The 12,709-nt window shown below is 72.1% G+C and carries 12 protein-coding genes; 11 read left to right on the top strand and 1 reads right to left on the bottom strand.

All coding sequences use genetic code 11. The features are described from left to right. Nucleotides 1–61 precede the first annotated feature (61 nt). Entirely contained in the window at nucleotides 62–583 is a 522-nt protein-coding gene (locus HV826_RS04155) for a MarR family winged helix-turn-helix transcriptional regulator (RefSeq protein ID WP_176415695.1), read from the bottom strand. Nucleotides 584–679: 96 nt separating this feature from the next. On the opposite strand from HV826_RS04155, the gene modA reads away from it, so the two are divergent. From modA to HV826_RS04210, 11 genes are all read left to right on the top strand, one after another. Beyond that, the gene (modA, locus tag HV826_RS04160) at nucleotides 680–1,438 is read left to right on the top strand and encodes a molybdate ABC transporter substrate-binding protein (protein ID WP_176415696.1); all 759 of its coding nucleotides are present in this window, start codon (nucleotides 680–682) and stop codon (nucleotides 1,436–1,438) included. Nucleotides 1,439–1,458: 20 nt separating this feature from the next. Then, nucleotides 1,459–2,112 (top strand): molybdate ABC transporter permease subunit, encoded by a 654-nt coding sequence (gene modB, locus HV826_RS04165; RefSeq protein ID WP_368670833.1) that lies wholly within the window; start codon nucleotides 1,459–1,461, stop codon nucleotides 2,110–2,112. Further along, entirely contained in the window at nucleotides 2,109–3,179 is a 1,071-nt protein-coding gene (gene modC / locus HV826_RS04170; protein ID WP_176415698.1) for a molybdenum ABC transporter ATP-binding protein, read from the top strand. The genes modB and modC overlap by 4 nt, the downstream gene beginning before the upstream one ends. Nucleotides 3,180–3,898: 719 nt before the next feature. Next, nucleotides 3,899–4,873 (top strand): HmuY family protein, encoded by a 975-nt coding sequence (locus tag HV826_RS04175; protein WP_303623572.1) that lies wholly within the window; start codon nucleotides 3,899–3,901, stop codon nucleotides 4,871–4,873. Continuing rightward, entirely contained in the window at nucleotides 4,870–6,468 is a 1,599-nt protein-coding gene (locus HV826_RS04180; protein WP_176415700.1) for an MXAN_6640 family putative metalloprotease, read from the top strand. The genes HV826_RS04175 and HV826_RS04180 overlap by 4 nt, the downstream gene beginning before the upstream one ends. A 175-nt stretch (nucleotides 6,469–6,643) precedes the next feature. Continuing rightward, nucleotides 6,644–7,726 (top strand): type III polyketide synthase, encoded by a 1,083-nt coding sequence (locus HV826_RS04185; protein ID WP_176415701.1) that lies wholly within the window; start codon nucleotides 6,644–6,646, stop codon nucleotides 7,724–7,726. Continuing rightward, nucleotides 7,720–8,295, top strand: a complete 576-nt coding sequence (locus HV826_RS04190; RefSeq protein WP_176415702.1) for an isoprenylcysteine carboxyl methyltransferase family protein — start codon at nucleotides 7,720–7,722, stop codon at nucleotides 8,293–8,295. The genes HV826_RS04185 and HV826_RS04190 overlap by 7 nt, the downstream gene beginning before the upstream one ends. Beyond that, complete coding sequence (locus HV826_RS04195) at nucleotides 8,288–8,569, top strand: acyl carrier protein (RefSeq protein WP_176415703.1); 282 nt, start codon at nucleotides 8,288–8,290, stop codon at nucleotides 8,567–8,569. Before HV826_RS04190 ends, HV826_RS04195 begins: the two co-directional genes overlap by 8 nt. After that, entirely contained in the window at nucleotides 8,566–10,344 is a 1,779-nt protein-coding gene (locus tag HV826_RS04200) for a fatty acyl-AMP ligase (RefSeq protein WP_176415704.1), read from the top strand. The genes HV826_RS04195 and HV826_RS04200 overlap by 4 nt, the downstream gene beginning before the upstream one ends. A gap of 81 nt (nucleotides 10,345–10,425) precedes the next feature. Further along, nucleotides 10,426–11,523 carry an NAD(P)/FAD-dependent oxidoreductase gene (locus tag HV826_RS04205; protein WP_176415705.1) on the top strand — a complete coding sequence of 366 codons (1,098 nt, stop codon included), beginning with the start codon at nucleotides 10,426–10,428 and terminating at the stop codon, nucleotides 11,521–11,523. A 145-nt stretch (nucleotides 11,524–11,668) separates the two neighbouring features. Next, nucleotides 11,669–12,706 carry an MBL fold metallo-hydrolase gene (locus HV826_RS04210; protein ID WP_176415706.1) on the top strand — a complete coding sequence of 346 codons (1,038 nt, stop codon included), beginning with the start codon at nucleotides 11,669–11,671 and terminating at the stop codon, nucleotides 12,704–12,706. Nucleotides 12,707–12,709 lie beyond the last annotated feature (3 nt).

Consider the following 12,709-nt stretch of genomic DNA (forward strand, 5'->3'; position numbering starts at 1 on the left):
CCCCGGACATGAAGCCTGTCAGGCAGCCTGGAGGACGGGGGCCCCGCCGAGGGCCCGGCTGTCAGCCCGTGCGCTCACGCGGCGCGGGCGTGGCCGGCGTGGGCGAGGCGCCGCCCATGCGCTTCAGCAGCTTCTCCAGGATGCGGAAGAGGGCCTTGCGGTCTCCTGCGTCGAGGATGCCCAGGAACTGGTGCATGCCATGGACGACCACGCGGTCGAGCCGCTCCCAGGTCGACTGGCCGTCCTCCGTCAGGCGGCAGTGGACGACGCGGCGGTCGGTGGCGCTGCGCTCGCGCAGCAGGTGTCCCTGGCGCTCCAGCCGGTCCACCACACCCGTGACGGTCTTCTCCGTGACACCCAGCCGGCGCGCCAGCTCGCCCATGGTGAGCGGGCCGTCCTGACCCAGCCAGAGGATGGCGTGAACCTGAGGTGGCGTGAACTGGAGCTGCTCGCACATGTTGGCGATGGGGTCTCGGAGCGAGCTGCGCCGGCCCAGCGCGAGGAGCAGGTTCTGGAGCCTCTCCAGGTCCTCGGAAACGTCTTCATCCTCTTTGTGGAATTTCCGTGACACGGAGTATCCCATAGCGGCCCCGCATGGGCAGGTCAATCTGTTGTCCAGAAGGACGCTGACCTGACGACAATGCAACGCGGGTTGTCCGGATATGCGAGGTGCTACGCCATGCGTCATCTGTTCCTGCTTTGTGCCGTCTCCGCGTTGCTGGCGGGTGGGTCTGCCCAGGCCGACACGGTGCTGGTGTTCTCGGCCGTGAGCACCTCGGACGCGCTCCGGGAGCTGGCGCCGGTCTTCACCCAGGCCACGGGCCACGCGGTGGAGCTCTCCCTGGGGGCCTCCAGTGGCCTCGCACGTCAGGCCCTGGCCGGGGCGCCCGCGGACGTCTTCCTCTCCGCCGACACGGCGCAGCTGGATGCGGTGGAGAAGGCGGGCCTGGTCGCGCCCTCGACGCGCGTGGACCTGCTGTCCAACCGGCTGGTGGTGGTGGTGCCGGTGGACGCGAAGTCAGCCCCGTCATCACCCGCCGGGTTGCGTGGGCTGAAGCGCTTGTCGCTGGCGGACCCGGAGGCGGTGCCCGCGGGCGTGTATGCGAAGGCCTGGCTGGTGAAGGCGGGGCTCTGGACGGCGCTGGCGCCGAACATCATCCCGGCGCTCGACGTGCGCGCCGCGCTGGCGGCGGTGGAGACGGGGCGCGTGGACGCGGGCGTGGTGTATTCCACGGACGCGGCGCATTCGAAGCGCGTGCGCGTCGCCTTCCAGGTGCCCGAGCAGGACGCGCCGCGCATCGTGTATCCGGTGGCGGCGCTGACGAAGGGCGGCGCGCCGGAGGCCGGGCGGGCCTTCGTGCGCTTCCTTCAGTCAGACGCGGCCCGGAAGGTCTTCGCACGCCACGGCTTCGGCGCTCCCAGCGCGCGGGCTCCCTGATGGAGGGCGTCACGGCGTTGGTGTCCTTCACGCTCTGGGTGGCGGCGCTGGCCACGCTCCTCATCCTGCCGCCGGGGCTCGCGGTCGCGTACGCACTGGCGAGGTGGGACGGTCCGGGCAAGGGCGTGGTGGAGACGCTGCTGACGCTGCCGCTGGTGCTGCCGCCCACGGCGGTGGGACTGGTGCTGCTGGAGTTGCTCGGACGCAACGGTCCGTTGGGGCGCGTGCTGGATGCGTGGGGCGTGGAGGTCGTCTTCACGCCCAAGGCCGTGGTGCTGGCGAGCGCGGTGATGGCGTTCCCGTTGCTGGTGCGCTCGGCGCGCTCGGGCTTCGAGGAGGTGGACCCGCGGCTGGTGGCGGTGGCGCGCACGCTGGGCGCTTCGCGCACGCGCGCCTTCTTCCGGGTGACGTTGCCGCTGGCCTGGCGCGGCGTGCTGGTGGGCGCGCTGCTGGCGTTCTCCCGTGCCTTGGGCGAGTTCGGGGCCACGGTGCTGGTGGCGGGCAACATCCCAGGCCGCACGCAGACGCTGTCCCTGGCCATCTTCCAGCGCACGCAGCTGGGGCGGGACGCGGAGGCGCTGCGACTGGCGGGCGTGGCGGCGCTGCTCGCCTTCGTGGCGGTGTTCGCGACCGAGGCGGCGGCGCGGCGGCGCGGGCGGCGGGTGCGCGCGTGAGCCTGGAGCTGGACATCCGGTTGCCACTGGCGCGCTTCACGCTGGAGGTGGGGACACGGCTGGACGGCGCGTCGGTGGCGGTGATGGGGCGCTCGGGCTCCGGGAAGACGTCGCTGCTGGAGGTGCTCGCGGGACTGCGGCGCGGCGCCCGGGGCCGGGTGGTGCTGGAGGGCCGCGTGCTGCTGGACAGCGCTGCCCGAAGCGACGTGCCGCCCGAACAGCGCCGCATGGGCTACGTGCCCCAGGACGCGCTGCTCTTCCCGCACCTCACGGCGGAGCAGAACGTGCGCTTCGGCGCGCGGCCGGGGCGGGCCTCTCGCGTGGACGAGGCCGTGGAGCTTCTGGAGCTGGCGCCGCTGCTGCGCCGCTATCCGGCCACGCTGTCCGGGGGCGAGAAGCAGCGGGTGGCGTTGGCGCGCGCGCTGGCCACGGATCCGGCGTTGTTGCTGCTCGATGAGCCGCTCGCCGCGCTGGACGTGGCGCTGAAAGAGCGGGTGCTGCCGTACCTGCTGCGCGTGCGCGACGAGTCCCGGGTGCCGATGCTGTACGTGACGCATCAGCTGGGCGAGGCGCGCGTGCTGGCGCGGGAGGCGCTGCTGCTGGACCAGGGACAGGTCCGCGCGGCCGGGCCCGCGGCCGAAGTGCTGGGCGCGGCGGCGCGAGGCCTGCTCGCCGGTGAAGGGGAAGGGGAGGAGAACATCCTCGAAGGCGTCCTGGAGCGCCCGGACGGCGGAGGGCTGCGGCTTCGGGTGCGGGGTGGGTTGTCGCTGTGGGTGCCGGACTCGCCCGCGTTGGCGCCGGGCACGCGTGCGGCCTATGCCGTGCCGGCCGCGGACATCCTGCTGTCCATCCAACCGCTGACGGGCGTCTCCGCGCGCAACGTCCTGACGGGCACGGTGGTGGACGTGGAGCCCGTGGCGACGGGTGAGGACGCGGCCATCGTGGAGGTGGCGGGCGTGCGCTGGGTGGTGTGGCTCACGTCCGCGTCGGTGCGTGAGCTGGGCGTGGCGCCCGGCGCGCGGGTGTCCCTGGCGGTGAAGACGTCCGCGTGCCGGCGGCTGCGCTGACTCATCGCGCAGCACAGATGCGCTGAGCGGCGGAGTTGCCTCAGTGGGCGAGCCCTCCGCGGCGTGTCGTCCGTGAGCTGAGCGAGCGCCAGGCAGGGCAGGAGGAGCGACAGCAGGACAGAGCGGTTCGCGTGGGAGTGCATGCGCGCGGGGGCGCAAGGCGCGCGGCTGCCATCACCACCGTGGCGGACTTCATGCGGAGCGGACCGCGCGGCCACCCCAGGGGCCCCCGCGGAGGGTCGGCCGGAGCCACTCCCGTCACTCGCTGTTCGGAAATGTCGGGGGTTTTGCGCCGCGAAATCTCCCGACATTTCCGAACAGCGAGCTGCCCGGGTGCGCCCCGGCCCTCGGGGCGCCTCGCCTCATGGCGCGGCGCAAAAGGGCTGAGCGATGGCGTCGCCGCGGTAGGCGAACCCTCCGGCGGCATCGCGCGGAGAAATCGCCGCCAGCGCGGGCGGGGCGCCCCACCAGGCTGCGATGGAGCGCTCGCGCACGTCGCGCTTCGCGAACCACCGCATGAGGGGATTGGTGAGGGCCGCGGTCAATTCCGGCCTGGGCGCCCCACCCAGATGATGATTTCGCGGATCAAATATTGAATATGAGAATCGTTATCAATTATGGTGTCGCGCGTGGGGGCCGGAATGGCACAGCGCCGTGTGCGTCTTGTCCTGGCCATCGGTGGTCTCCGGCTCCGCACCACCCGAGGGAAAGGGCCGTTGATGAAGACTCACCCCGAAGAAACGATGCACACGAAGGCCGGCAAGCAGGGCCTGTGGGTGCTGGCCGCCGTGGCGATGGCGCTGGCCCTGTTGGTGAACTGTGGTTCATCCGATGAGGACCCCACCCCGGTGCCCGACGCCGGACAGACGGACTCCGGGACGAACCCGACGCCGGACTCTGGCACCGAGCCGGAGCCCGATGCGGGCACCGAGCCGGAGCCCGACGCGGGCACCGAGCCGGAGCCCGACGCGGGAACGGAGCCGGACGCGGGCACGGAGCCGGACGCGGGCACGGAGCCGGACGCGGGCACGGAGCCGCAGTGCCAGAGCGACGTGCCCTGCAGCGAGCAGAGCATCGACCGGCTGAACCTGCTCACGACGCCGTCGACGACGGCGATGTACGAGGAGGAGGCCTCGGAGGGCGAGTTCCGTTCGTATATCGACGCCCGCGCGGGTGGCCTCACGGTGAACCAGTCCTACACCTACGCCCGCTTCACGCCCGAGGGTTTGTCCCGGGTCAACATCGACGACCAGACGTCGCTGGGCGACCACGGCTGGGACGTCGCGTTCCGCCGTTACTACATCCGGGTGAACGGCGGCACGTCCGGCCCGTCCTGCATTGGCGTGGCGCGGCTGCCCACGGGCACCCGCTTCGAGACCGTGACGTCCGTGCCCGAGGACCTGACCTTCCAGTCGGACGCCTGGTACACCGACACGTGCGAGTTCATCCCGGACAACTCGGGCCTCTCCGGGCCGACGATGGCGCTGAGCAGCTTCTGGGCCTACCAGGGCTGCGTGCGGATGACGGGGGATGTCTTCATCATCCGCCTGGCCGACGGGCGCCACGTGAAGTTCGAGGTGACGTCCTACTATGAGCTGGCCGTGCAGGAGCACTGCGACGCGACGAATGAGCTGCCGTCGGGGACGCCGAGCGGCTCGGGGCAGCTCCGCGTGAAGTGGGCCTTCCTGCCATGAAGCTCCGGGCGCTGCTCCTGCTGCTCCCTTTCGGGTGTGGACCTGTCCAGCAGGCCCCGCGTGAACCGCACGAGCGTCACGATGCGTTCGTGACGTGGGAAGCGGGACTGCAAGCGGGAGCGCGCCCCACCTCGCCCTCGGCGATGCCTCCGCGCTTCGACGAGGGCGAGGCGGTGGAGTCGGTCGTGTCCCCTGGGGGGCGCTTCCGCATCCACTTCTCCCGTTCGGGCTCCAACGCCGTGCCGGCGGCGGACGCGGACGGGAGCGGCGTTCCGGACGCGGTGGAGACCGTCGCGTCCGCGTATGACCGCGTCGCCGTCTTCTATGAAGGGCTGGGCTTCCGCCTGCCGCCGGAGGACGGCTGGGTGGGGAGCGACAACGGCGGTGACGGCCGCTTCGATGTGTACCTGGTGGACTTCGGCGGAATCGCGGACGGAGCCTTCCGGCTGGACGGCTGTCTGGAGACGTCGTCGCGCTGCACCGGGCACATGCTCCAGGAGAACGACTTCGCGGGCTACAGCTACCCGTCCTACGGCGAGGCCGTGGACATCCTCGCCAGCCACGAGTTCTTCCACGCCGTGCAGGCCGCCTATCACCCGGGTCTGGGTAGCGTGGCGTCGGAGGGCACCGCGGTCTGGGCCAGTGAGCGCTACCGGCCCGCGCTGGATGACCTGGAGCGCTTCACCGCCGCGTACCTGTCACGTCCGGACCGCACCCTGGCGCTGGACCCGGAGGGGCCGGCGGTGTCCTTCAGCTATGGCACGAGCATCTACTTCCAGTTCCTGGGCGAGCGCTTCGGGGATGGGGTGGTGCGCTCGCTGTGGGAGGAGAGCGTCGTGACGCCGTCGGTCCGCTGGCCGGTGCTGGTGGAGACGGCGTTGCGGCGCGACTGGGGCGCGGACTTCGACACCGCCTTCGCCGAGTTCGCCCTGTGGAACCTGGCCACCGGGCCGCGCCGGGCGCGCGGCGCGGGGTATGCGAGTGGTGAGGGCTATGCGCCGCTGACCGTCGCGCCGCGCACGCTGCCGGTGTCGGAGCCGTCCGTGCGGGTGGCGGCCGCGTCGACGCGCTACTTCGAGGTGGAAGGGGGGACGTCTTCCGTCACCGCCTCCTTCGTGCCGACCGAGGGCGAGGAGGCTCCCTCCATCCACCTGCTGGTGGCCGCGGTGACACCGACGCAGGTGCTGCGCGTCGCGCGGGCGGATGGCGTGGGGACCCTGTCCGCTCGCGTGGACGCCGAGGCCGCCACGCACGTCATCGTCGCCGTTGTGGACGGCCGGCGCGAAGGCCTGGGCCGCTATGGGCGGCTGTGCATCTCCGGGGAGGACTCCGGCGCGCCCTGCGCCACCGTGCCACCGCCTGACCCGGATGGTGGAGTGGATGCGGGCACTGGGAACGACTCGGACGGTGGGGCCGACGGCGGGCCGGGAGGCGCCCCGGACGGTGGCGTGGGCGGTGCGCCGGATGGAGGGGGCGCCGGAGGCCCTGGAGGCGACCTGGACCGTGGGGGTGACGAGGGCGGCTGTTCGTCGGCACCGGGCGGGCTGACGTGGGCGCTGCTCCTGCTGTGGGGGGCGGCCTTCATCCGGCGTTGAGCAAGGTTCGTTCCCCAGGAATGCGCCGGCCGCGACGACCGTGTGCGTCATCCGCGTGACAGTCGGACAGGCGCGGTCCGTGCGGGAGGCGTCAGCTGGAACATCCCGTATCGCGTTGGACGCTATCTCCGATTAAGCGTCCACTCTCCACCGACGCGAATGATTCGGGAACGCCATGCTCAGTGCCTCAGGCCAGGACCGCTCGCCCTCCATCCGTGCCGTGGGGCGGGCACTCCCGCCGCACTACGCCAGTCAGGAGCAGCTCATCGCCGCGTTCCGCGAGCTGTGGGCCACGCGCCACTTCAACCTGGAGCGGCTGGAGGACCTGCACCGCGCCGTCCAGGTGGGGGGCCGGCATCTGGCGTTGCCCCTGGAGGCCTACCCACCGCTGGTGACGTTCCAGCAACGCAATGACGCCTGGATTCGCTCGGCCACGGAGCTGGGTGAAACGGTGGTGCGCCAGGCCTTGGACGCGGCGGAGCTCACGCCCGGGGAGGTGGACCACGTCTTCTTCGTCACCGTGACGGGCATCGCCACGCCGAGCATCGACGCGCGGCTGGCCAACCGCGTGCGCTTCCGCGAGGACTTCAAGCGCACGCCGCTCTTCGGTCTGGGCTGCGTGGCGGGCGCGGCGGGCGTGGCGCGGGCGGCGGACTACCTGCGCGGCTTTCCGGAGCACACGGCGCTCGTCATCGCCGTGGAGCTGTGCTCGCTCACGTTGCAGCGCGAGGACCTGTCCATTCCGAACATCATCGCGTCCGGCCTCTTCGGCGACGGCGCGGCGTGCGCGGTGCTCCGTGGCGCCGCGGCTCCGGGGGCTCGAGGGCCGCGGGTGGTGGCGTCGCGGTCCGTGTTCTACCCGGACACCGAGCGCATCATGGGCTGGGACGTGGTGGACACCGGCTTCAAGGTGGTGCTGTCCGCCAAGGTGCCGGGGCTCGTGAAGGACCACATCCGGGGCAACGTGGACGGCTTCCTCGCGCAGCACGGGCTGAAGCGCGAAGACATCCGGCACTGGGTGGCGCACACCGGCGGGCCCAAGGTGCTGGAGGCCTTCGAGGAGGCGCTGGAGCTGGCGCCCTCGACGCTGGAGCGCTCGTGGGCCTCCCTGCGCGAGGTGGGCAATCTCTCCTCCGCGTCGGTGCTCTTCGTGCTCGGCGAGACGCTGGAGTCCGTGCGCGCGCGGCCGGGGGAGTGGGGCGTGATGATGGCCATGGGCCCGGGCTTCGGCGCGGAGATGGTGCTGCTGCGATGGTGACCTCCACGCAGGCCCTCTTCCTGGGCTTCATGGCGGCGCTCGTCGTGGAGCGGTTGGTGGAGCTGGTGCTCTCCAAGCGCAACGCCGCCCGGGCCTTCGCGCGCGGCGGGGTGGAGACGGGGCAGCGGCACTACCGCTTCATGGTGGTGTTCCACACGCTGTTCCTGGTGGCGTGCGTGGCGGAGGTGTTCCTGCTGCGGCGCGGCTTCCCGGGCGCGTGGGGCTGGGCGGCGCTGGCGGGCGCGGTGGTGGCGCAGGGGCTGCGGTACTGGGCCATCGCCACGCTGGGCGACCGGTGGAACTCGCGCATCATCGTGGTGCCGGGGCTGGCGCCGGTGACAGGCGGGCCCTATCGCTTCCTGCGCCACCCCAATTATGTCGCGGTGGTGTTGGAGTTGGCGTGTGTGCCGCTCATCCACGGTGCATGGTGGACGGCGCTGGCCTTCTCGGTGGGTAATGCGGCGCTGCTCTACGTGCGGATTCGCGCGGAAGAGGCGGCGCTGGGTGAGGTGTACGCGCAGGCGTTCTCCCATCGCCCTCGTTTCATTCCGGAGGTGCCACGTGGCTGAACGCGAACTGGAGGTCATGACGGAGATTCATCGCATCGTCACCGAGGAGCTGGAGTGGAAGGGCGAGGTGGAGCCCTCGCAGGACCTGATACGCGACCTCCAGTTGGACAGCCTGGGCCTCACGGTGCTGGCGGTGGGGCTGGAGAACCGCTTCCGCATCCGCCTGTCCGAAGAGGACGCGCAGGGCGTGCGCACGGTGGGAGATTTGGCGAAGCTGGTGGCGCAGCGAGTCGCGGCTCCGGTGGAGCCCCTGCCGGAGGAGGCCCTGCCGTGAAGGGCGCTGGCGCGCGACTGGTGGGCCCGGCGTTGCCTCCGCCCAGGCACCTGACGGTGAACGCGGCGCTCGCGGACACCGGGCGCTCGTCGCCGCTGGGGCTCACCTTCGTGGACGCGTCCGAGCGCGAGGTGTTCATGCCCTGGGCGGACGTGTATCGACGGGCGAAGCGCACCGCCGCGGGGCTGGCCCGGCTGGGCGTGCGCGAGGGTGACCGGGTGGCGTTGCTGCTGCCCACCTCGCCGGCCTTCATGGACGCCTTCTTCGGCACGTTGCTCGCCGGCGCGGTGCCGGTGCCGCTGTACCCGCCGGTGCGGCTGGGGCGGCTGGAGGAGTATCACCGCGCGACCTCGCGGATGCTCCAGGTGACGGGCTCGGTGATGGTGTTGACGGACTCCCGTGTGCGGCTGCTGCTGGGGCCCAGCGTGGAGCGCGCGCGTCCCCGGCTGGGCTGCCACACGGTGGATGACGTGTCGAGAGGAGACGACGCGCTGGAGGCCCCCGTGCGGCCCGAGGCGTTGGGGCTCATCCAGTTCTCGTCCGGCTCCACGGTGGACCCGAAGCCAGTGATGCTGACGCACGAGGCGCTGCTGGCGCAGGTCGCGGCGCTGGAGGTGGCGATGCCGCTGGGGGAGGGGGTGCCCCGGGTGGGGGTGAGCTGGCTGCCGCTGTACCACGACATGGGGCTCATCGGCTGTCTGCTGTCCGCGCTGTACTACCCAGGGAGCCTGGTGCTGATTCCCCCCGAGGTCTTCCTCGCGCGGCCCGCGCTGTGGCTCCGCGCGCTGTCGCGCCACCGGGGCTACATCTCTCCCGCGCCCAACTTCGCCTATGGCCTGTGCTTGAAGCGGGTGAAGGACGCGGAGCTGGAAGGGGTGGATTTGTCGTCGTGGCGCCACGCGCTCAACGGCGCGGAGCCGGTGTCCATGGACACGCTGCGCCGCTTCTCGGAGCGCTTCGAGCGGTGGGGCTTCTCCGCGCGGGCGCTGCGGCCGGTATACGGCCTGTCCGAGGCGTCGCTCGCCGTCACCTTCCCGCCGGAGGGGAGGGGGCCTCGCGCGCTGGGCGTGGACGCGGGGCTGCTGGCGCGGGAAGGCCGGGTGGCGGAGGGCGCGCGTGCGTTGGTGAGCGTGGGCATGCCCGTGGCGGGCTTCGAGGTGGAGGTGCGCGGCGAGACGGGCGAGGTGCTCGCGGAGCGGTGCGTGGGCCAGGTGTTCGCGCGGGGGCCGTCCCTGATGGCCGGCTACTTCGCGGACGCGCAGGCCACGGACCGGACGCTGACGCGGGATGGCTGGCTGGACACGGGCGACCTGGGCTTCATCGCGGAGGGCGAGCTGTTCCTCACGGGCCGGGCGAAGGACGTGGTCATCATCCGAGGCGCGAACCACGCGCCGCAGGCGTTCGAGGAGCCGCTGCAGAACGTGGCGGGCGTGCGCATGGGCTGCGCGGTGGCGCTGGGCTTCACGCCCGAAGGCGCCGAGGACGAGGCGCTCCTCATCCTCGCGGAGCGCGCGGGACAGGATGCGGATGACGTGGTCGAGGAGCGCATCCGCGCGGCGGTGGTGGAGACGACGGGCGTGCGGCCTCACGCCGTGCGGCTGCTCGTGCCAGGCACGTTGCCGCGCACGTCCAGCGGCAAGCTGCGCCGCGCCGAGGCGCTGCGCCGCTATCTGGCCGAGGAGCTGGCGCCGCCGAAGAAGGTCGGGGCCGTGGGGCTGGCGGTGGAGATGGCCAAGAGCGCGCTGGCGATGGTGCGCGCGGAGAGCGACACGTGACGTCGCGGGCCGGGTGGCGTGTGCCGGCGTCGGCGTGAGACCCGCCGTCATGGGGACGCGAGTCCCGGAGGAGTCCACGCCGTGAAGCGGTATGACGTCGCCGTGGTGGGTGGAGGGCCCGCGGGGCTGGCGGTGGCCATCACCACCACGCTGCGCGGGCTGAACACCGTGGTGCTGGAGCGCGGCACCGCGCCGGTGGACAAGGCCTGTGGTGAAGGGCTGCTGCCTCCCGGCATGGCGGTGCTGGAGCGGCTGGGCGTGCTGCCGTTGCTGGACGACCAGGGCAGCCATCCCTTCGTGGGCATCCGCTACGTCCAGGAAGATGGCAGCACTGCGGAGGGCCTGCTCCCGGGCAAGGGCGCGCTGGGCGTGCGGCGCGTGGCGCTGGCCACGGCGCTGGTGTCGCGGGCGCGCACGGTGGGCGTGGAGCTGCGCGAGCGCACGCAGGTGTTGTCCCATCAGCGGGATGGCAAGGGCGTGGTGCTGCATACGGCCGAGGGCCCGGTGGAGGCCGCCATGCTGGTGGCCGCGGACGGGCTGGCTTCACCGCTGCGCCGCGCGGAGGGCCTGGAGGTGGAGCCCACGGGAGCGCGCCGCTTCGGCCTGCGACGACACTTCCAGCTCGCACCGTGGACGCCCTATGTGGAGATTCACTTCGCGCAGGGCGTTGAGGCCTACGTGACGCCCGCGGGCGCGCGGCGCGTGGGCCTGGCCTTCCTCTGGGAGGGCGGCGTGGTGGAAGGGCGGGTGAGCTTCGAGGCATTGCTGGCCCGCTTCCCCAGGCTGTCGGAGCGGCTCTCTGGCGCGGAGCCGGACTCCCAGCCGCGCGGCGCGGGGCCGCTGGCCCGGGTGTCCCGAGCGCGCATCGCCGACCGCTTCGCGCTGGTGGGCGACGCGGCGGGCTACGTGGACGCCATCACCGGAGAGGGCCTGTCGCTGGCCTTCGTGTGCGCGGAGTCGCTGGGGAACCTGCTCCCGGAAGCGCTCATGCATGGCGCCACGCGCGAGGCGCTGATGCCCTACGAGCAGTGTTTCCAGCGCGTCTTTGGCAAGTACTCCCGGTCGACGGGCGCGCTGCTCATGCTGGCGCGACGGCCCTGGCTTCGCCGCCCCGTGGTGCGGCTCCTGGGGAAGACGCCCTGGCTGTTCGAGCGCGTCCTGCACGCCATCGTGACGTGAGCGCGGGGGCGGGGGCCGCTTCGGGCGCGTGCATTCCCGGTTGCCGGCCGAGCCTGAACCCGGTCCACTGCCGGGCTGGGACACGGAATCGGGCCTGGGCCGCGCGGGCTGTCTTCCGAGGTGTCTCGCAGGGAGCGCCGCACGCATGTCGAGGCTCGCATCGGTGTTGTTGCTGTTGGGCGTGCCGTGGCTCGGAGGGTGTCTGTTCGCCGGTCCGCGTCACCAGGGGCCGGTGACGGAGCACTTCGACGGTGAGCACTTCCAGAACCTGGAGCCCGTCAAGCGCCTGAGTCCGGACGAGGTCTTCAAGGCGCTCCGCAAGGGGCCTCGTGGCCCGTGGCGGGACTACGAGGACGCACCTCCGGGCAAGTCGCCTCCGGAGCGCGTGGGGCCGGGACAGCTCCGGGTGACGTTCATCAACCACGCCACCGTGCTCGTCCAGGCGGACGGGCTCAACCTGCTGACGGACCCCATCTATTCGGACCGTCCGAGCCCGGTGCCCTTCCTCGGCCCCAAGCGCGTGCGGCCTCCGGGCATCCGCTTCGAGGACCTGCCGCCCATCGACGTGGTGGTGGTGAGCCACAACCACTATGACCACATGGACCTGCCGACGCTGCGGCGCCTGGAGGCGGCGCACCAGCCGCGCTTCATCGTGGGGCTGGGCAACAAGGCGCTGCTGGACGATGAGGGCTTCCGGCACGTGGTGGAGCTGGACTGGTGGAAGTCCACGGAGGTGGCCCCGGGCCGCACGGTGACGGCGGTGCCGGCGCAGCACCGCTCCAATCGCGGGCTCACCGACAGCGCGGCGACGCTCTGGGCGGGCTACGTCCTCTCCACGTCTGGCGGGCCGGTGTTCTTCGCGGGCGACACGGGCTTCGGTCCCCACTTCGCGATGATGGCCGAGCGCTTCGGGCCCATGCGGCTGTCGGTGCTGCCCATTGGCGCCTACCGGCCCACGGCGTTCCGTCCGGTCCACATGGGGCCGGTGGAGGCCCTGCGGGCGCACAAGGTGCTGCGCTCGGCCACGTCGGTGGCCATGCACTACGGCACCTTCGCGCTCGCGCTGGATGGCCAGGACGAGGCGAAGTACCATCTGCTGTGGCTGCTGGCGCGCGAGCCCGTCCGGCCGCGCTTCTGGGCCCTGGGCTTCGGCGAGGGCCGCGACGTGCCCGCGCTGGACTGAGCG

Origin of the sequence: Myxococcus sp. AM010 (assembly GCF_013372585.1) — a bacterium.
Taxonomy (GTDB): domain Bacteria; phylum Myxococcota; class Myxococcia; order Myxococcales; family Myxococcaceae; genus Myxococcus; species Myxococcus vastator.

What these genes read in the sequence shown, in the direction of transcription:
- HV826_RS04210 (WP_176415706.1), top strand. Translation starts at nt 11,669, where the DNA reads ATGTCGAGGCTCGCATCGGTGTTGTTGCTGTTGGGCGTGCCGTGGCTC.
- HV826_RS04175 (WP_303623572.1), top strand. Translation starts at nt 3,899, where the DNA reads ATGAAGACTCACCCCGAAGAAACGATGCACACGAAGGCCGGCAAGCAG.
- HV826_RS04180 (WP_176415700.1), top strand. Translation starts at nt 4,870, where the DNA reads ATGAAGCTCCGGGCGCTGCTCCTGCTGCTCCCTTTCGGGTGTGGACCT.
- HV826_RS04185 (WP_176415701.1), top strand. Translation starts at nt 6,644, where the DNA reads ATGCTCAGTGCCTCAGGCCAGGACCGCTCGCCCTCCATCCGTGCCGTG.
- HV826_RS04190 (WP_176415702.1), top strand. Translation starts at nt 7,720, where the DNA reads ATGGTGACCTCCACGCAGGCCCTCTTCCTGGGCTTCATGGCGGCGCTC.
- modA (WP_176415696.1), top strand. Translation starts at nt 680, where the DNA reads ATGCGTCATCTGTTCCTGCTTTGTGCCGTCTCCGCGTTGCTGGCGGGT.
- HV826_RS04155 (WP_176415695.1), bottom strand. Translation starts at nt 583, where the DNA reads ATGGGATACTCCGTGTCACGGAAATTCCACAAAGAGGATGAAGACGTT.